18 protein-coding genes and 1 rRNA gene are annotated in these 18,413 nt (G+C 51.5%); 14 read left to right on the forward strand and 5 right to left on the reverse strand.

The genetic code is table 11. The features are described 5' to 3' along the window. Window positions 1–206 precede the first annotated feature (206 nt). From rrf to BBD38_RS13070, 5 genes are all read left to right on the forward strand, one after another. Window positions 207–323 (forward strand): 5S ribosomal RNA (gene rrf, locus BBD38_RS13050). A gap of 253 nt (window positions 324–576) precedes the next feature. Continuing rightward, window positions 577–1,518, forward strand: coding sequence for a glycosyltransferase family 2 protein (locus BBD38_RS13055; protein ID WP_066688964.1), 942 nt, complete (start codon window positions 577–579; stop codon window positions 1,516–1,518). Window positions 1,519–1,520: 2 nt separating this feature from the next. Continuing rightward, window positions 1,521–1,859 carry an EamA family transporter gene (locus BBD38_RS13060; protein ID WP_066688965.1) on the forward strand — a complete coding sequence of 113 codons (339 nt, stop codon included), beginning with the start codon at window positions 1,521–1,523 and terminating at the stop codon, window positions 1,857–1,859. 10 nt (window positions 1,860–1,869) lie between these two features. Further along, window positions 1,870–2,187, forward strand: coding sequence for an EamA family transporter (locus BBD38_RS13065; protein ID WP_456236587.1), 318 nt, complete (start codon window positions 1,870–1,872; stop codon window positions 2,185–2,187). A gap of 25 nt (window positions 2,188–2,212) precedes the next feature. After that, entirely contained in the window at window positions 2,213–4,372 is a 2,160-nt protein-coding gene (locus BBD38_RS13070; protein WP_066688966.1) for a DUF7657 domain-containing protein, read from the forward strand. 141 nt (window positions 4,373–4,513) lie between these two features. Here the strand turns inward: BBD38_RS13070 and BBD38_RS13075 are convergent, their stop codons facing one another. Continuing rightward, on the reverse strand, window positions 4,514–5,998 hold the full coding sequence (locus tag BBD38_RS13075; RefSeq protein ID WP_066688967.1) for a phytoene desaturase family protein: 1,485 nt from the start codon (window positions 5,996–5,998) through the stop codon (window positions 4,514–4,516). Window positions 5,999–6,248: 250 nt separating this feature from the next. Between BBD38_RS13075 and BBD38_RS13080 the strand changes: the two genes are divergently transcribed. Beyond that, entirely contained in the window at window positions 6,249–7,424 is a 1,176-nt protein-coding gene (locus BBD38_RS13080) for an IS110 family RNA-guided transposase (protein ID WP_066688969.1), read from the forward strand. An 89-nt stretch (window positions 7,425–7,513) separates the two neighbouring features. On the opposite strand, the gene BBD38_RS13085 is transcribed toward BBD38_RS13080, so the two are convergent. Both BBD38_RS13085 and BBD38_RS13090 read right to left on the reverse strand, forming a co-directional pair. After that, window positions 7,514–8,104, reverse strand: a complete 591-nt coding sequence (locus BBD38_RS13085) for a TetR/AcrR family transcriptional regulator (protein WP_066688973.1) — start codon at window positions 8,102–8,104, stop codon at window positions 7,514–7,516. Between the two features lie 107 nt (window positions 8,105–8,211). Next, complete coding sequence (locus BBD38_RS13090) at window positions 8,212–9,111, reverse strand: InlB B-repeat-containing protein (protein WP_066688974.1); 900 nt, start codon at window positions 9,109–9,111, stop codon at window positions 8,212–8,214. 265 nt (window positions 9,112–9,376) lie between these two features. Between BBD38_RS13090 and msrA the strand changes: the two genes are divergently transcribed. From msrA to BBD38_RS13105, 3 genes are all read left to right on the forward strand, one after another. Beyond that, window positions 9,377–9,895, forward strand: coding sequence for a peptide-methionine (S)-S-oxide reductase MsrA (gene msrA, locus BBD38_RS13095; RefSeq protein ID WP_066688977.1), 519 nt, complete (start codon window positions 9,377–9,379; stop codon window positions 9,893–9,895). Next, window positions 9,858–10,337 carry a peptide-methionine (R)-S-oxide reductase MsrB gene (msrB, locus tag BBD38_RS13100; RefSeq protein ID WP_082989692.1) on the forward strand — a complete coding sequence of 160 codons (480 nt, stop codon included), beginning with the start codon at window positions 9,858–9,860 and terminating at the stop codon, window positions 10,335–10,337. Before msrA ends, msrB begins: the two co-directional genes overlap by 38 nt. A gap of 163 nt (window positions 10,338–10,500) precedes the next feature. Next, window positions 10,501–10,923 carry a YjdF family protein gene (locus BBD38_RS13105; RefSeq protein ID WP_066688980.1) on the forward strand — a complete coding sequence of 141 codons (423 nt, stop codon included), beginning with the start codon at window positions 10,501–10,503 and terminating at the stop codon, window positions 10,921–10,923. 28 nt (window positions 10,924–10,951) lie between these two features. Here the strand turns inward: BBD38_RS13105 and BBD38_RS13110 are convergent, their stop codons facing one another. Together BBD38_RS13110 and BBD38_RS13115 are read right to left on the reverse strand one after the other, a co-directional pair. Beyond that, window positions 10,952–11,548 carry a hypothetical protein gene (locus BBD38_RS13110; RefSeq protein WP_066688982.1) on the reverse strand — a complete coding sequence of 199 codons (597 nt, stop codon included), beginning with the start codon at window positions 11,546–11,548 and terminating at the stop codon, window positions 10,952–10,954. A 22-nt stretch (window positions 11,549–11,570) separates the two neighbouring features. Beyond that, window positions 11,571–12,341, reverse strand: a complete 771-nt coding sequence (locus BBD38_RS13115; protein ID WP_066688984.1) for an NYN domain-containing protein — start codon at window positions 12,339–12,341, stop codon at window positions 11,571–11,573. 152 nt (window positions 12,342–12,493) lie between these two features. Between BBD38_RS13115 and iorA the strand changes: the two genes are divergently transcribed. From iorA to glpK, 5 genes are all read left to right on the forward strand, one after another. Next, the gene (gene iorA, locus BBD38_RS13120) at window positions 12,494–14,263 is read left to right on the forward strand and encodes an indolepyruvate ferredoxin oxidoreductase subunit alpha (protein WP_066688986.1); all 1,770 of its coding nucleotides are present in this window, start codon (window positions 12,494–12,496) and stop codon (window positions 14,261–14,263) included. Then, complete coding sequence (locus BBD38_RS13125) at window positions 14,260–14,862, forward strand: indolepyruvate oxidoreductase subunit beta (protein ID WP_066688987.1); 603 nt, start codon at window positions 14,260–14,262, stop codon at window positions 14,860–14,862. The genes iorA and BBD38_RS13125 overlap by 4 nt, the downstream gene beginning before the upstream one ends. Next, window positions 14,859–16,094, forward strand: coding sequence for a phenylacetate--CoA ligase family protein (locus BBD38_RS13130; RefSeq protein WP_082989693.1), 1,236 nt, complete (start codon window positions 14,859–14,861; stop codon window positions 16,092–16,094). Before BBD38_RS13125 ends, BBD38_RS13130 begins: the two co-directional genes overlap by 4 nt. A 46-nt stretch (window positions 16,095–16,140) precedes the next feature. Next, window positions 16,141–16,683, forward strand: coding sequence for a cysteine hydrolase family protein (locus BBD38_RS13135; protein WP_066688991.1), 543 nt, complete (start codon window positions 16,141–16,143; stop codon window positions 16,681–16,683). A 170-nt stretch (window positions 16,684–16,853) separates the two neighbouring features. Further along, window positions 16,854–18,341, forward strand: a complete 1,488-nt coding sequence (gene glpK / locus BBD38_RS13140) for a glycerol kinase GlpK (protein ID WP_066688994.1) — start codon at window positions 16,854–16,856, stop codon at window positions 18,339–18,341. Window positions 18,342–18,413: the final 72 nt, after the last annotated feature.

An 18,413-nucleotide genomic window follows, 5' to 3' on the forward strand; every position in this document is an offset into this window, starting at 1 on the left:
TTTCTCTTTCATGACTGCTATTCAGTTTTGAATGTGCTTGGCACTTTTAAAACAAGTTTATAAAATTTCCGGCGGCGACGCTGTGAGCATGAGGCGAAAACAAGCCGCAGGCGCAGTTTAAGCCCATAGCGAATGTGTTTCGCGCTTGACAGCCGGGAAGAAGCAGGAAGCATAGCGACCTGTACAATTAAATAGTTTTCAAAATTTCCGGTGGCGATAGCTAGAGGGACCCACCTGTTCCCATTCCGAACACAGAAGTTAAGCCTCTATACGCCTAAAGTACTGCACTGGTGACGGTGTGGGAGGATTGGTAGCTGCCGGATTCAATTTTTTCAATATCCTATGTAGAGGGTCCTTTTGCCTAGAGCTTAAGGGCTTTTTACTTTGCAGTATTTAATTATTTGCAGATATACACTTCGTTGACCGCGACATGCGGATATGCTAAACTTTTAATGGCGGATGAAAAGAGCGGCATATTTTGAGACGGTCCCTTGCTTTCCTGATCGTGATCGCATTGCCCGGGTCATCTGCCTTGTTGCAAATTTGACAGAAATAATATATATGGAAGGAAAATCAATGGATAAAATTGCAGTATTGATCCCTTGCTATAATGAAAGCAAAACGATCGGGAAAGTAGTTCGTGACTATAAAGCGGCATTGCCGGAAGCGACGATCTATGTTTATGACAATAATTCCGCCGACCATACGGATGAAATCGCGCGGGAAGCGGGCGCGGTAGTCCGCTACGAATATCAGCAGGGGAAAGGCAACGTAATCCGGCGCATGTTCCGCGAAATCGAAGCGGAATGCTACCTGATGATAGACGGCGACGATACCTACCCTGCGGAATACGCGCGGCAGATGGTCTCGGAGGTGCTTGAGAAACAGGCGGATATGGCCGTGGGAGACAGGCTTTCATCAACCTATTTTACGGAAAACAAACGGCCTTTCCACAATATGGGAAATTCTCTTGTACGTAAGTCGATCAATGCGCTTTTCAAAAGCGATATCAAAGATGTTATGACGGGCTATCGCGCGTTCAGCTATTTATTTGTAAAAACGTTCCCGGTTCTGTCCAAGGGGTTTGAAATAGAAACGGAGATGACGATCCATGCCGTGGATAAGAATATGCGCGTCTCTAATGTAATCATAGAGTACCGAGACAGACCAGAAGGCAGCGAATCAAAGCTTAACACCTATTCGGATGGAATCAAGGTGCTCAAAACCATTTTTAAATTCTATAAGAACTATAAGCCGCTGGCCTTCTTTTCAATCATTGGTCTGATTTTGTTCATAATCGGAGCATGCTTCTTCCTGCCTGTTCTAATCACTTACATTGGGACCGGCCTGGTCCCGCAATTCCCATCCTTCATTGCAAGCGGATTTTTCGTGCTTGCCGCGCTTCAATCGATATTTGTCGGCCTGACGCTCGATGTTTTGCGGCAGAAGGACCGTCATGATTTCGAGATGCGTCTTAACGATATGCAGGCGCGGTTTGGAAAGGAAAAAGAACAGTGAGTATGGGGGAGTCCTTTGCGAAAAACAAAAAAGGGATTGTTCTGATGATCCTGTCTTCGATATGCGTCTGTATCGGGCAGCTTTTTTGGAAGCTCTCTGTAACGGACGGAATATCTTTCATGATCGTAGGCTTTGCGTTTTATGCGTTTGGCGCCCTTATTATGCTTGTCGCATATAAATATGGAAGCCTTTCCGTACTTCAGCCGATGCTGAGCCTAAATTACATTTTTACAATCTTCCTTGCGGCTTTTGTATTGGGGGAAGTTATCACGCCGATGAAACTTGCCGGAATCCTGGTGATCACGGCAAGCGTTGTATTGATCGGGGGTGGAGACCGTTAAGCCGTTTTATATTTTGATTTTAATCGTTATGACCATATTTGGATCGGTCGCCGCATTGTTCCTGAAAAAGGCCTCGTCCTTTCAGAATTTCAGGGAGCTTCTGCGCAACCGCAATCTTTATATTGGCGGCTTTCTATATCTCGCCGCTGCACTGCTCAATATTTATATTTTACGCTTTCTCGATTATTCCGTTGTATTGCCGCTTACCTCCATTACCTATATTTGGACGATGATCCTATCTTATCTTATTTTAAAGGAGAAGATCACGGTGAAAAAAGTAATTGGAACGGTTGGAATATTGATCGGTGCTTTATTGATTACGTTGTAAAATTGGAAGAAAGGTGCGGCATGGCATGGAAATTAATTTAAAAAATACTTACAGAGTAAAAACTCCGGCGCTTTGGCTCGCATTGGGTATAGGGATATGTATCATCGCGGCCTACGGACTAGAGGCGCTTTATGTACGCATATTTCCATATGTCGTGACTGAAAAACAGATTCTATTACAGAGCCCTGAGAGATGGGTTGCCTTTTTTATATTTTGTTACTATATTTTCCTGCATTTTGTGATCCAACCTAAAAAGATTTACCATTTTATTTATAAATATCGGTTTTTGCTTGCTTTTGCGGTGTTTATTTTATGCGTCCTGTTGCAGTTGCATGGTTCCTCTATGAGCATTTGGAATACTTATCTTTCTAAGGGGGATGATCCAAGCCGGTTTCAAGAACCAATATTCGGGCTGACACGCGGCATCCGCTCAGATGAATGGAATGTATTTACACCGCTTGCCATGTCGCAGGAATTCAATGATTATGGGATCGTCAATTCGATCTCCCGTGCATGGCCGACCGATATGCTGACGATCTATAACCAGCCGGTATGGGATATAACGCTGATTGCGAAACCTTTCTACTGGGGATATCTCCTGCTTGGATCAAGCTACGGCCTTTCGTGGTTCTGGGCAGGCAGGATGATCGCGTTGTTTCTTGTTACCTTTGAATTGTTTATGTTACTGACCAAAGGAAAAAAGGGTTATTCCGTCATGGCGGCGTTCCTGATCTCGTTTGCGCCGGTGGTGCAATGGTGGTTTGCCATTAACTTTTTTGTGGAAATGCTGGTGGCAGGACAGCTTGCAATTTTAATGATCTATCATTTTATGAATACAAGTAGTTTGCTGAAAAAGGCGCTTTACGCATTTGTATTTGCACTGTGCGGATTGGCTTATATTTTTGCGCTGTATCCGGCCTGGATGATTCCGCTTCTGTATGTATTTGCTGCGCTTGCGGTATGGGTGATCATCTCAAATTTCAAAAATGGGAAGCGGAGAAAAGCGGAATGGTTTTATATTGCCGGTGCGTTGCTCATGATCGGTGGGATCGCCGCTTTTTGGTACCTGCGGTCTGAAGAAGCATTTACGCTCACCATGAATACAGTGTATCCGGGAAGCCGTGTATATACGGGCGGTGACGGTATCGATTGGATATTTGCTTATACAACAAATCTGGCCACCCCCTATCTTAGTACACAAAATCCATGTGAAGGGGCAATGATGTATGGATTCTTCCCATTAACGGAAATACTCGCCTGCATTTATCTGTTTAAAAGAAAGTTTAAAGATTTATTTGTCATATTATTGATGGCATTGGATATATTTTTTCTGCTTTTCGTGATATTGGGAGCGCCTGTATGGCTTGCCAAGGCAACGTTGCTTTCCAATACGACAGCGCGTATCATGCCAATCATATGCTTTATTGAGATATTGATTTTTATTAAGATATTGTCATCGGATGATGAACCGCTAATTTCCGCTAAGTTGCCAAGGGCAATTTTTATATTGGCTGGCATAGGTCTTTCGGTTTTAGCGGTTTATACAGCGGCACATTCCTACTATACGTCGATTCTTCCAACCAATAATACGCCTACGGTATATTGGATTGCTTTTGCCGCAGTAATGAGCGCATTTATGGCGTATTTTTTCCTGAATCGCAAAGGAAAGTTAAAGACTGTGTTTACTCTATGTATGTGTTTGCTTGCATTTCTATCGGGGGTGTTCGTCAATCCGGTTATGCGGACGACGGATGCGATCTATGATAAGCCACTGGCAGAAGCGGTACAGGAAATACAGCAGAAAGAGCCAGGGATATGGATTGGCGCAGATATGACCTCTAACTTCTTAATTGCAAACGGGGCGCCAACCATTACTTCTACTAATATTTTCCCGGCGCTCGAGCGATGGAAAGTATTTGATGAAACTGGAGAGAAACAAGATATTTATAATCGCTATGCGCATATATTCCTCTATTTTACAGAAGAAGAAACGGAATTAGCGCCGGGGCCATCCGGGGATACGTTCGCTCTATACTTGAATCCGAACGATTTGTTCACATTAGGTGTGGATTATATTTGCACTTCAATAGGAACCGAAATCCCAACAGGGGGTTTCCAAGGAGCGCTGACACCAATCTATGAGGACGGCAACGCAAGAATCTACCGCGTTGACCCCATAGAATAGAAAAGTGGCCGCCGCTTCCCTAAAAAACTATTTTCATAGCGAAACAAAAAAGCATTTCCTGTCAGGTGTCAGGAAATGCTTTTTTGAAAAGAGCTGCAATTTGCAGCATAACCACGGCGCTTTCCAAGAGTTGCAAAAAATTTAGATTTCACCTTCAAATACGGTTTTTGAGTCCCGGCATAAATATTGCACGGCGGTCCTGCCTGTGGAAACCGCCACGGGCAGCCCGCCGGGAGCAAGCATACGCTGTCCCGCAAAGTACAGGCCGGAAACCTCTGCTTTGAGGGGATAGGAGGCCTGGGGAACCCCGGGCTCCATTACAGTCATCCATGAGCCCTTATAAGTCCCGCAGTAACGTTCGTAGGTGAGCGGCGTTGCGACGTCCCATACGGCAAACCTGCCGCGCATTTGCGGGAATTGTTCCCCGAGGATATCCATCATATCGCTTGCCAGCCTTTCCTTTTTGGACTGGTAGGAGCCGTCCTCCTTTGCCCTTTTCCAGTAATCGTAGGAATCCCCCATGAGCGCGCTCGTGACGGCGGTGCAGCCCTTCGGCGCATATCCCGCGAAAGAGGCGTAATTGTTGATGCCAAGGCAAGGAAAGCTTTCCCCTGCAAACATCAGGGGTTTTTTGGGGGAAAACAGCAAATTTTCCGGAAGCTCCGAAAGATCGGCCTCGACACCGAAACACAGGAAGGTATTGAGCAGGGGCTTCACTGCCCGGCGCATTTCGTCCATCCATGGCTCGTGGAGCGGCGGATCGAACAATGCGTCTACGGCAGCCAGGGCGTCTGCCGTGACAATCACCGCATCCGCAGGTATGAATTCACCGCCTGCAACAACGCCGGTTACACGGCCATCCTGAAGTATGACCTTTTCTGCGCGCGTGCTATAACGGATTGTTCCGTCCAGCTCTTCAAAACGGCTTGCCATATTACGTGCCATTGCGAGGGAACCACCCACAGGGTAACCGCCGTCGCCTGCGGCAAGCGTACCCAGTGTAAAATGAATTGAATTCGCGGTAAAATCATTGGAACCGATCATGCTTCCAAACAGCTTGCGCAGCGTAGGATTTTTGAACTTTGCAACATATTCGCCGCAGCTGGTCTTTCCGAGTGCGTTCATACGCGGGAGCACTGACAGCATGGAAAACATCAGAGAGAGCGGTGGAGTGCTTTTATGTTTCACCTCGACGCCCTTTATATCCATCACAGGCATTGCCATTTTACGGAATTTTTTGATATCCCGGCACAAAGAATGGATCATTTTGGCATCCTCGGGGGCAATATCCCGCAGGTGGCGCTCAAGGCGGTCGGGATCGCGGTACAGGCAAACGCTCCGGCTGCCTTCAAGGCAGGTGAAAAAGGGGTCGCGGTTATAAATTTCCGTATCCTCCCGCAGCGCACCCGTTTCCTGCCACAGCCTGTGGAGCGGGCTCCCGGAAGAAGAACCGGTGAGCCAGTGCATACCTCCCTCAAATAAATAGCCGCCGCGCCGCCAGCTTGTGCTGTTGCCGCCCGGAATCGTGTGCATCTCAAGGATTTCCGCGTCAAAGCCGCTGCGCCGCGCATAAACGCCGGCGGAAAGCCCCGCGATTCCCGCGCCGATAATCAATACTTTTTTCATGGTTTTCTCCTCGTATTATAAAGTAGTAGTTATTAAAGTCCCTCTCCAAGGGCTGTGCTACACTGTAAGGGATGCTGTGGATTGGTTTGTTTCTCCTACCACCAGATGGTTCTCATAAGGCTCCAACCACAGCCCTTTACCAGTTTGTTGATTAGTTAGATACCGCCAGACGGTTTATGTAGAGCGAGGTTACAAGCGTAAAGTGTTCTGTGGTACAGCAGCATCAAATATATTTCCCCGGAGGTTCGTTATGATTTATGTTGGTATTGATGTTGCAAAGGATAAGCATGATTGTTTTATCATGAATTCCGAGGGTATTATCATCGCGGATGGGTTCACCATTTCCAATAACATGGAGGGCTTCAACACCCTGCTGGATAGGATTCGCTGCTGTTCCTCGCGCCAAGATAAAATAAAAGTAGGACTTGAGGCTACCGGACACTACAGCTACAATATCCTCGGATTCCTTCTTGACAATGGTCTGCCAACCTACGTCTTGAATCCCCTGCACACCAACCTCTACCGGAAAAGCCTTAGCCTTAGAAAGACCAAGACCGACCGTGTCGACGCACGTTCCATTGCGGCTATGCTCATGTCTGATGTGGGCCTCAAACCCTACACAGATACAGCTTACCACAACGAGGAATTAAAATCACTCACCAGATACCGTTTCGACAAGGTGAAGGAACGCGGTCAGCTCAAACAGTCCATTGCTCGCTTGGTTTGCATTCTGTTTCCCGAACTGGAAAACCTTGTTTCAACACTCCATATGGCCTCTGTCTATGCCTTGCTGGAAGAGCTTCCCGGAGCAAGGCAAATTTCCGAGGCGCACCTCACACACCTCAAGACGCTTCTATCCACCGCCTCCAAAGGCCATTACAAGCGGGATATGGCACTGCTGATCCGCGAGACCGCTCAATCCTCCATTGGCTCCCATAGGCCCGCTAAATCACTGGAGCTGAAGCATACCATCCACCTCATCCGGGAATTGGATACGGAGATTCAAGAAATTGAGACGGCTATCCAAGCTATCATGGACAAGCTCCATTCTCCCATCACCACCATTCCCGGTATCAGCTACCGCATGGGCGCTATGATACTGGCTGAGGTAGGCGATTTCTCCCGCTTTGATTCTCCGGATAAGGTGCTTGCATACGCCGGTCTTTCGCCCTCTACCTACCAATCCGGAAAACTGGCAAATTGTTATCCCCACATGGAGAAACGTGGCTCCCGATACTTACGGTATGCTCTTTTCAATGCCGCCAAGTATGTCTGCCATTGGGATGCTGCCTTTGCAGCATACCTTGCCAAAAAGCGTTCGGAAGGCAAGCATTACAATGTCGCTGTTTCCCATGCGGCCAAGAAACTCGTACGGCTCATCTTTGCCCTGGAAAAATCCGGCGAGCCGTACCATTTGGCGGCATAATATTCTGCTTTGTTGATAATCCGTCTTATCTGACGCTTGCTTTTTGTACCTTTTTTGACCCATCTGGTTTTTTACATCACTCCCAACTTTCAGACTTGACTTTTAATAGTTAGTCTTATAATATCTATGATCCAGTCACTTTCCGGGCATGGCATGTGGAAAAGCGCGACAGCCTGCGCGCATCCCTGGATCGCCGTCCAATAAGCGACGGAGAGCGCCAGGGGATCGCCCGCGCGGATCGTTCCTTCTTCCTGCCCCTTTTGAATTAGGGGGACTGATTTTTCATAATAGTTGACACGTTGGATGATTTGATGGATATGTTCCGGCGTCGCGTCGCTGTAAAAGGCCTGGTTCATGAGTACGAACATTTTTGCGGCGAAGGGCTCCCTGCGGATCATGGAAAAAATAAATTCACAGGCCCTTTCAAAAAAGGCGAGGGGCGCAAGCCCGGAAAGGCCCGCAGACATGTTTTCCGGACCGCTGATTCCAAGACCAATCAATTCCTCATACAATTCTTCCTTAGAGGAAAAATAGTGGAATAAAAGCCCCGTGCTCATATCCGCCGCAGCGGCAATATCGCTGATTTTAGTTGCGGAATAGCCCTTGCGTATAAAAAGGTCGAGGCCTGTTTCGAGTATCTGGCTGCGCCGTTTTTCCTTTTGGTCCGATCGTTTGCCCATTTATTGACTCCGCGTTCATTGAATAATAATTCAATTATATGTTTTATTCCTTGAGAAGTCAAACAAAAAGCACCTTCCTTTCGGAAGATGCTTTCCGGTTCCGTCAATTAAAATCTCCGCGGGCGTCTCCTGCGGTTGCGGCGCCGTGCAATACGGAAATGACGAATGGTCCGCATTACGACTACAAACACCGCAAAACAAATTCCAATCCAGATCAGCACCCAAATCAGGATATAAGTGTAACTGCGCTCAAACAGCGCGCCCAATGTACGGTTTTCATCGAGGTTAAACGAATATTCGGGATTTGTGCTGATTATTTTCCCGGGGATTGCCGCGTCATACCAGCCGGAAAAACGCCAGTCTTTCTCAGGCGACGCCCCGATGGTCACGACGCTGCCGCCGGGAAATGCGCCCGCACCCGTTACGGAGCCTGTGCCCTCCGGGCTGACCGTAAGGTCAAGCTGATAGGTCGCCGCAAATTTTGCGGTCAACGTTGCGGGAGTATCCTCTGTGATCGTAAACGTATAGCTCTGGTCCGTGCTGACCGGGTCCTCTGCGGACGGGTCGGTAAACCAGCCGATAAAATTATAACTATCCACAGCGTTTGCCGTTACGGTAACGCTGTCTCCCAGTCCATATTCCGTACCGCTCTGGGAAACGGAGCCACCCTCCTGCGGCGAGGCGTCTACCGTAACCGTATACTTTTTCTCGAATTTTGCGACATAAGAACGGTTTTCTTCCAGCGTATAAGTAAACTCGGCGCCGGATTCATCCACCGGGGTTCCGTCTGCCCGGAACCATCCTGCAAAAATATAGCCGTCCCTGGCAACGGCTTTTATCGTGGCATTTGTTCCGGCCGGGATTTCTCCGCCGCCGGCAACATCATTTACAGATACGTCGCCGCCCTCCGCGGGCTCGGCGGTTACATCCACTGTATAAGCAAATGCAGGGACCGCACATGCAACGATCAGCAGTATGGTCACAAGGAAAACAACAATTTTCTTCATAAAACTCTCCTAACTAATACATAATATTCTATCCAGAATCTGAAAAAGTGTCAATCTTTTGGGGTAAGTTTCAAAAAAAGTTAATAATATACATTAATTTATGTAAAAAATGATTATACACTATGGCGCACGGGGTACATATAAATGCGAAAGGGCTGGCTTAAGGAAAGACAACTTAAAATTTTATGCCTGCGAAAATAAAAAATACGTTGAATGTCTCTAATTATTTTATTTTGAATTAAGAACGGAAAAAGGAGGCCTGTAGATGAGAGAAATTTTTTTAGCCGGCGGCTGCTTCTGGGGAATGCAAAAATATTTTGACCGGGTGGTTGGCGTAATTACAACCCAGGTAGGCTATGCCAACGGCAGGACCGTGAACCCGACCTATGAAGAAGTGTGCTGCGGCAATTCGAATTTTACGGAAACCGTATGGGTACGCTATAACGAAAATATAATTGATTTCAGGGGAATACTGGATTTGTTTTTCAAGGTGATTGACCCGACGGCGCGCAACCGGCAGGGAAGTGATTTTGGAACGCAATACCGGAGCGGAATTTATTATACCAACGCCGCGGAAGGCGCGGTGGCCAGGGAATACATTGAAAAACTCCAGCAGCAGTATGCCCGTCCGATTGTGACGGAGGTGGAAAAGCTGCGGAATTATTATACGGCGGAACCTTATCACCAGAATTACCTGGAAAAGAATCCGGGAGGCTACTGCCACATTGGAAAGGAGGCGTTCCAGTATGCCGGAACGTATACACCGTTACAAACGGCCCGGTGACGACGCCTTAAAGCAGGAGCTTCCGGCGGAACGGTATAATGTCATGGTGTCGGACGGAACGGAACGGCCCTTTTCAAGCGAATATTGGGATTATGAAAATGAGGGCATTTACGTGGACGCCATAACGGGTGAACCGCTTTTTTCTTCCTATGATAAATTCACATCGGGGTGCGGATGGCCAAGCTTTTCAAGACCGCTGCCAGGCGGACATATTACCACGCGTAGGGATATTTCACATGGAATGATCCGCACGGAGGTAAGGAGTGCGGAAGGGGATTTCCATCTGGGCCATGTGTTTGACGACGGTCCGGCGGAAATGGGCAGCCAGCGTTATTGCATTAACGGCGCGGCGCTTCGTTTTATTCCGGCGGAGCGCCTTGGCGCCGAAGGGTATGAGTACCTGCTGCCTTACATGGAAGACAGGCGAAAGGAAGAAAAATAGCTCCGCATGTGGGATTGACACACATGCGCCGTATGAATACAATGGAGATGCAAAGATAAAAACACAGCCCCGGTTGGTAGTCCGGGCGCGGACTGATCCGTCAGTAACCTGCCTCCTTGGTTGTCCCTTCTTTGTGCAGTAAACTGGAAAGGAGGGAACCATTATGGACAGCGCGGCGCTCAGCCTGACGGTGTTTTTTGAAGAACCGTTCTGGATAGGCGTGTTCGAGCGGCGGTCTGCGGGCATGCTCTCCGTGTGCAAGGTAACCTTTGGGGCGGAACCCAGGGATTACGAGGTGTACGCGGCATGGCTCGGGCATTGGAACGAGCTTTGTTTCAGTCCGCCGGTGAAAGCGGAAAAATATCCGGCGCGGACGGCATTGAATCCCAAGCGCATGCAGCGTGCGGCAACCCGTGAGCTGCGGCGGCCGGGAACGGGAACCAAAGCGCAGGAAGCCCTGAAACTGCAGCATGAGCAGGGGAAACGGGAGCGGAAAACGTTCAGCCGCGGGCAGGCAGAGCAGGAAAAGGAGCGCAGGTACGAGCTGCGGCAGCAGAAGAGAAAAGAAAAGCACCGGGGGAGGTAAACCCCGGTGCTTTTTGCTTCTGCCTTGCTTAAGCCCACTCAAAGCTGTAGGCGATTGACCTTGCCGTTTCCTGAAGATCGGGAATGGCCTCGTCATAAAAATCGGTGGCATGGACCATCACATATTGTTTATCTCCCACGATGTAATATTGAATGGTTGTCGTGCCGTCGCTGTTTTCAATGGTAAAAACATAGAGGACATCGCCCGCGTCCGTAGAAGTTCCCGTTCCGGTCATGGAAGTGGAACCGGCGGCGCTTGTTTGCTGGGCGAGCTGCGAAACGATTGCCTGGCGGAATGCTTCATGCTGGTCTGCGGAATAACGGTTGGTGCCGCATTCCACGGAAATATTACTGGTTGGGGAGGAAAGGTCCGTGCCGTCCTTGACATAGAACCATTTTTCGTCGGTAGAAAATTCCGGCGCTTCGGTCCATCCGGCAGGAATGGTATACGTGCCGAAAAAACGCGTTTCCCGTATATTTCCGTCCGCATCCACCACAGAAGAAGCCTCCGAGTTTTCCGCCCTGGCCTTTTGTGAGGATTGGCGCATCAGCGCCCCCATGCTGCACGAGGTAAAAAGCAGGATACACAGCGCGGCGGAAATGACCGCCCATATTTTCGTCTTCATAAAGTCGTCCTTTCGCAGCCGGTTATTTTCCTTTTTTGGGTTTGAGGCGGATAAAGGCATGCCTGATATGCGGATTGCTTGTGGGGCGGCGGTCAATATCGAACTGCTTTAAAGATTCCACCAGCTGCGACAGCTTGGGATAACCATAGTTGCGCGAGTCGAAATCCGGGTAGCGCTTGTTCAGCAGGTTGCCAACCGCGCCGAGGAACGCCCAGCCGTCGTCGTCTGAAATATCCTTAACGATGGCTTCCATTGCCCGCGTAACCTGCATAAGGCTCGCCATGGAAGACTTTTGCGCGGCTTTCCCCGTCGCTGGCCGTTCGGCGGGAACCTTCTGCACGTCCTCCGTGCTGGAGGCGAGGACCTCGAGGTATTTGAATTTTTCACATGCCGCAATAAAGGGCGACGGGGTTTTTTGCTCGCCCATGCCGACCACAAACATTCCCGCCTCCCGCAGCCGCGCCGCGAGGCGTGTGAAATCGCTGTCCGAGGACACAATGCAAAAACCGTCCACGTTCCCGGAATAGAGGATATCCATCGCATCGATGATAAGCGCCGAATCGGTTGCGTTTTTGCCCTTGGTATAGCTGTATTGCTGGATCGGGGCAATCGAATAGTTCAGCAGCACCTTTTTCCAGGCCGCGTTTTGCGGCGTCGTCCAGTCCCCGTAAATGCGCTTATACGTGGGGATTCCATAGTTGGATATCTCGTCGAAAATAAAAGAAATATATTTATCGGAGACATTATCCGCGTCGATCAATACCGCAATCCTTTTATCATTTTCACTTTCCATAAAATTCTTCTTTCCTGATGATTAAAATAATATAATCTTATTATAACACAAAGAGGGGCCGCTATGCGTATTTCGTTTACAAAAGTGCGCCTTTTTTGTATAATAGAAAGAGTTTTTGCTGGAGCCATAAGGAGGCAATTTTGGAATTATTAATGGGGAATGAAGCAATCGCGCTCGGGGCCATTCGCGCAGGGGTCAACCTTGTGTGCGGATATCCGGGCACACCCTCTACAGAGGTGCTGGAAACGGTTGCAAAACATAATCCGGGCGACATCCATGTGGAGTGGGCGTCCAACGAAAAAGCGGCGATGGAGGTCGGCGGGGGCGCAAGCTTTACCGGGGCGCGCGTGATGGTGACGATGAAGCAGATGGGGCTTAACGTGGCGGCGGACCCGCTGATGTGCCTTTCCTACCTTGGGGTGAAAGGCGGGCTGGTGGTTCTTGTGGCGGACGACCCGGGCCCGATTTCCTCGCAGACGGAGCAGGACACGCGGCATTTCGCAAAATTTGCCAACCTGCCTGTGCTCGATCCGGCAACGCCCGAAGAGGCTTACCAAATGGTGCAGGAAGCGTTCGGGCTTTCGGAACGGTGGGGTCTGCCGGTGATCCTGCGGCCGACGACGCGCATCTGCCATGCGTCCGCGTCGATCGCGGCGGAGCCGCGCAGTGGAAAGCATGAATACCCGGGCTTTGAAAAGGACCCGCGCTGGGTCATTTTCCCGAGCCTGTCCCTGAAAAACCACGGGGAACTGGAACGCAAGCAAAAGGAGATTGGAAAAGAGTTTTCGCACAGCGTGTTCAATGATGTGGAGGGAAACGGCAGCATCGGCATCGTGGCATCCGGCGCCGCCTATACCTATGCGAAGGAAGCGGTGGAAGAGCTTGGGGCGAACGTAACGCTTGTGAAGATCGGTACGCCATATCCCTTCCCGGAAGACTTTGCGCTGGAATTTATGAAGGAGCTCGATAAGGTGCTGGTGGTCGAGGAGCTTGACGCGGTGATCGAACGCAGCCTGGCGGAGGCTCTGGGGAAGCATAACATAAAGCTTGGCGTTTACGGGAAAGAGACGGGGAACCTTCCCGCGGCGGGCGAATATACGCATGAAATTGTGCGCGGCGCAATTGCGGAGTTCCTCGGCGGCGGTGAAAGGGAAACGGCGGCGGAAGCGCCGCCCGTGCTTCCTGTCCGTCCGCCCGTGCTGTGCGCGGGCTGCCCGCACCGGGCGTCATTCTATGCCGTTAAGACGGCGATGAAGGGCATTCCGGCGGTGTTTACGGGCGACATCGGATGCTATACGCTGGGAAACGCGAAGCCGCTTGACATGGTGGATACCTGCCTGTGCATGGGCGCGGGCGTTACCGTGGCTCAGGGGCTTTACCACATGGAACCGGACAAAAAGTATTTTGCCTTTATCGGCGATTCGACGTTTTTCCACACGGGCATTCCGGGAGTGGTGAACGCCGCCTATAACCAGGCGAAAATTACGGTGGCGGTGCTCGACAACAGCACGACGGCAATGACGGGACAGCAGCCCCATCCGGGAACCGGACGCACGATGATGGGAACGGACTCGCCGAAAATCGATATTGAAGCGATGCTCCGCGCGAGCGGCGCGGGCTGGGTGAAAACCGTCGATCCGTTCGACTTCGGCGCGGCGGTCGCGGCGGCAAAAGAGGCGGCGGAATTTGACGGCGTATCGGCGATTATCTTTAAAGCGCCGTGCATTGCGCTGCACAAACCGCAGGGGGCGTACGAAATTCATGAAAGCTGTATCGGCTGTAAAAAATGCATCCGCGAGATTGGCTGCCCCGCCATTTCCGTAACGGGCGGCGCCGTGCGGATCGAGCCGTCGCTGTGCTATGGCTGCGGCCTGTGCGCCTACGTGTGCCCGGCAGCGGCAATCGGGGAGGTGCGGAAATGAAATACGATATCCTGATTGCGGGCGTCGGCGGGCAGGGAACGATACTTGCTTCAAAGCTGATCGCGCAGGCGGCGATGGAAGAGGGACGGTTCGTACGCACCTCCGAAACAATCGGCATGGCGCAGCGGGGCGGCTGCGTGGTGAGCCATGTGCGCATCGGCTCCCGGGACGAAAGCAGCGTGATTCCCATGCACGGGGCAGACCTGCTGCTGGGCTTTGAACCAGCAGAAGCGGCGCGCAGCCTTGGACGCCTCCGGAAGGGCGGGAAAGCGGTTGTCAATACGGCAAGGGTTGTCCCGGTGACGGCGTCCCTTTCCGGCAAGGCCTATGAAACGGAAGAAATCTTTGAATATATCAGGCGCGGCGCGCAGGTATGGACGCTCGATGCGACGGCAATTGCGGAAGCATGCGGCAGCGCGAAGGCGGCGAATGTGGTAATGCTCGGCGCGGGAATCGGCGTAGGCGCGCTGCCATTCAGCGTGGAGTGCATGGAAGGGCTGCTGGCCCGGCGGCTCCCGGAAAAATTGTTTGCTGCCAACCGGAAGGCGCTCTATGCGGGGTACGATTGCGTAGGCGGGGCAAAAGGAGAGACGGAGTGACGGAGACACAGTACAAGCTGTTTTTGAAGCAGCTGAAAAACGTGTATGAAAACAGCGCGTTTTATAAACAGAAATTTGCGGAATGCGGGCTTTTGCCGGAGGATATCAAATCGCCGGAGGACATTAAAAAGATTCCCTTTACGGATAAAACAGACCTTCGCAGGGCATATCCGCTGGGGCTGATGGCCGTGCCGGAGGAGCGGGTTGTGCGCATCCATTCCACCTCGGGAACAACGGGCGACCCGGTGATTATCCCTTATACGGCGCAGGACGTCGCCGACTGGTGCGGGATGTTCAAACGCTGCTACGAGATTGCCGGCGTGACGGCGGCCGACCGGGTACAGATTACGCCGGGCTTTGGCCTGTGGACGGCGGGCATCGGGTTCCAGGCGGGCTGCGAGGCGCTGGGGGCGATGGCGGTGCCTATGGGGCCGGGCAACACGGAAAAACAGCTGAAGATGATGACGGACCTTAAAACAACGGTAATCGGCTCCACCTCGTCTTATGCCCTGCTGCTTGCAGAGCAGGTGCAGGAGCTGGGACTCCGGGACGGGTTGGCGCTTAAAAAGGGCATCATCGGCTCGGAACGGTGGAGCGACAAGATGCGCAAGCGCATCCGCGAGGGCCTCGGCATCGAGCTTTTTGACATCTACGGCCTGACCGAAATTTATGGCCCGGGGATTTCCATTGACTGTGAATATCATACGGGGCTCCATTATTTCGACGATTTCCTGTATTTCGAGATCATAGACCCGGAAACGGGTGAAAATGTGCCGGACGGGGCATACGGGGAAATCGTTATCACGACGCTCCGCAAGGAGGGCGCGCCGCTGCTGCGCTACCGCACGCACGATATGTCCCGCCTGATTCCGGGAAAATGCGCCTGCGGGCGGAGTTATCCCCGCCACGACCGGATTCTCGGGCGTACGGACGATGTGGTCAAGGTGAAGGGCGTCAATATCCACCCGAGCCAGATCGATATTTTGCTGAAGGGCGTGGAAGGCGTGAGCAGCGAATATATGGTGTCGCTTACCAAAGAGGGAAGCAAGGATAAAATGATCCTGCGGTTTGAGGCGGAGGAAGGCGCGGACCTGCGGGAGCTGGAGCAATTTGTCGGCCATGCGTTCAAGCAGAAGATCGGCATCCGCATCAATGTGGAGGCCGTGCCCGTGGGGGTGCTTCCGCGCAGCGAGAAAAAGACGAAACGAATCCATGATTTACGGTATCAGTAAATTGGAATAAAGGGACGCTCACTCAAATGAATACGGAGGCCTTGGAATGGGGAAAAAAGCGGTTATTCTGGTAGATATGCTGAACGATTTTGTAACCGGCGCGCTTACGTGCGACCGGGCGAAGGCAATTGTTCCGCATCTTGAAAAGCTTGTGCGGGAAGCGCGGAAAAAGGGCGTATATGTCATTTATGCGAACGATGCGCACATCAAGGGAATCGACAGGGAGCTCGAGCTGTGGGGCGACCACGCGATTATCGGCACCGAGGGCGCGGAGGTAATCCCCGAGCTTGCGCCGCAGGAAGGGGATTTTGTGATCCCCAAGCGCCGGTACAGCGGATTTTTCGGGACGGATATGCACCTTCTCCTTACCGAGCTCGGGGTGGACACGGTGATTATGACCGGCCTGCACGCGCATATGTGTGTGCGGCACACGACGGCGGACGCGTACTACTGGGGCTACAAAATCATCGTGCCCACGGATGCCACGGATTCCTTCACCAGAGAGGATTACGAATACGGCATCCAATATTTGAAGGATATTTACGGCGCGAAGCTTACAACGGTGGACGAGCTTATCAAAACATTCTGAAAAACGGCGGTCGCTTTCCCGGACGGGAAGGCGGCTGTTTTTTTACAGACGGGCGGGAAATATTTGCGCCGGGGAAAATGGTGAAAAAGGGAATCCGCAAAATAGGCGCGGCGCATTGTCATGTACGCGGAAATGGGGTAAAATAGAAGTAATATTGGAGGGTGCGTGAAATGAAACGTTATATCATTGCCCTTGACCAGGGAACAACCAGTTCCCGGTGTATCATCTTCGACCAGGATTGCAACATCATATGTGTAAAGCAGCGCGAATTTACGCAGTATTTCCCGCAGGACGGATGGGTGGAGCACGACCCGATGGAAATTGTGTCGACCCAGCTCGGCGTGCTCGAGGAAGCTGTGGATACGGCGGGAATTTTTTTAGACGAGGTAGCCGGGATCGGCATTACCAACCAGCGCGAAACCACGATTGTATGGGAAAAGGAAACGGGAAAGCCTATTTATAACGCCATTGTATGGCAGTGCAGGCGCACCGCGTCCATCTGCGAGCAATTGAAGCGGGACGGAATGGCGGAGTATATCAAAGAAACGACGGGACTTGTGGTCGACGCGTATTTTTCCGCGACCAAGGTAAAGTGGATTCTCGACCATGTGGACGGCGCGCGCGCGCGTGCGGAAAAAGGAGAGCTTCTGTTCGGCACGGTGGATACGTGGCTGCTGTGGAACCTGACGAAAGGCAAGGCGCATGTGACGGATTATACCAATGCGTCGCGCACCATGATGTTCAACATCAAAACGCTCGAGTGGGACGGGACAATTTTGAAAGCGCTCGGGATTCCGCGCGCCATGCTGCCCGAGGTAAAAAGCTCGAGCGAGCTTTACGGATACGCGGAGGTCTATGGAAAAAAGATTCCCGTTGCCGGTATTGCCGGGGACCAGCAGTCCGCACTGTTCGGTCAGGCGTGCTTTGGCGCGGGGCAGGCGAAAAACACCTATGGAACGGGCTGCTTTATGCTGATGAACACGGGCGAAAGGCTGTGCCGCAGCAAAAACGGGCTTCTTACGACCATCGCGGCTACGCCCAAAGGCACGGTGCATTATGCGATCGAAGGCAGCGTGTTTATGGGCGGCGCGGTGATCCAATGGCTGCGCGATGAAATGCGGCTGATCCAGTCAAGCGCCGACAGCGAATATTTTGCGCAGAAGGTGCCGGACAACGGCGGGGTCTATCTTGTGCCCGCGTTTACGGGCCTTGGCGCGCCCTATTGGGATATGTATGCGCGGGGCACGATTATCGGCCTCACGCGCGGGGCGACGGCGGAGCACATTATCCGCGCGGCGCTCGAGTCCATCGCCTACCAGACGAAGGATGTGCTGGATGCGATGCAGGCGGATACGAAAATAGAGCTTGGCAGGCTGAAGGTGGACGGCGGCGCTTCGGCAAACAATTTCCTGATGCAGTTCCAGGCCGATATCACCGGGACTCCGGTTATGCGGCCACGGGTGCGCGAAACGACGGCGCTTGGCGCGGCGTACCTCGCCGGGCTTGCGACGGGCGTATGGGAAAACACGGAGGAAATTGCGGGAAAATGGACGCTCGACAAGCGGTTCACCCCGGCGATGCCCGGCGAAAAACGGGATAAGCTGGTGGCGCACTGGTATAAGGCGGTGTCCCGCGCGAAAGACTGGCAGGCGCATTAGGCAGGTAATAACTAAAAATAATAAGTAATAGGTAATAAGTAATAAGCAATGAAGGGAAATGATTTATAAACC

The sequence above is a fragment of the Christensenella intestinihominis genome (assembly GCF_001678845.1).
GTDB lineage: Bacteria > Bacillota > Clostridia > Christensenellales > Christensenellaceae > Christensenella > Christensenella intestinihominis.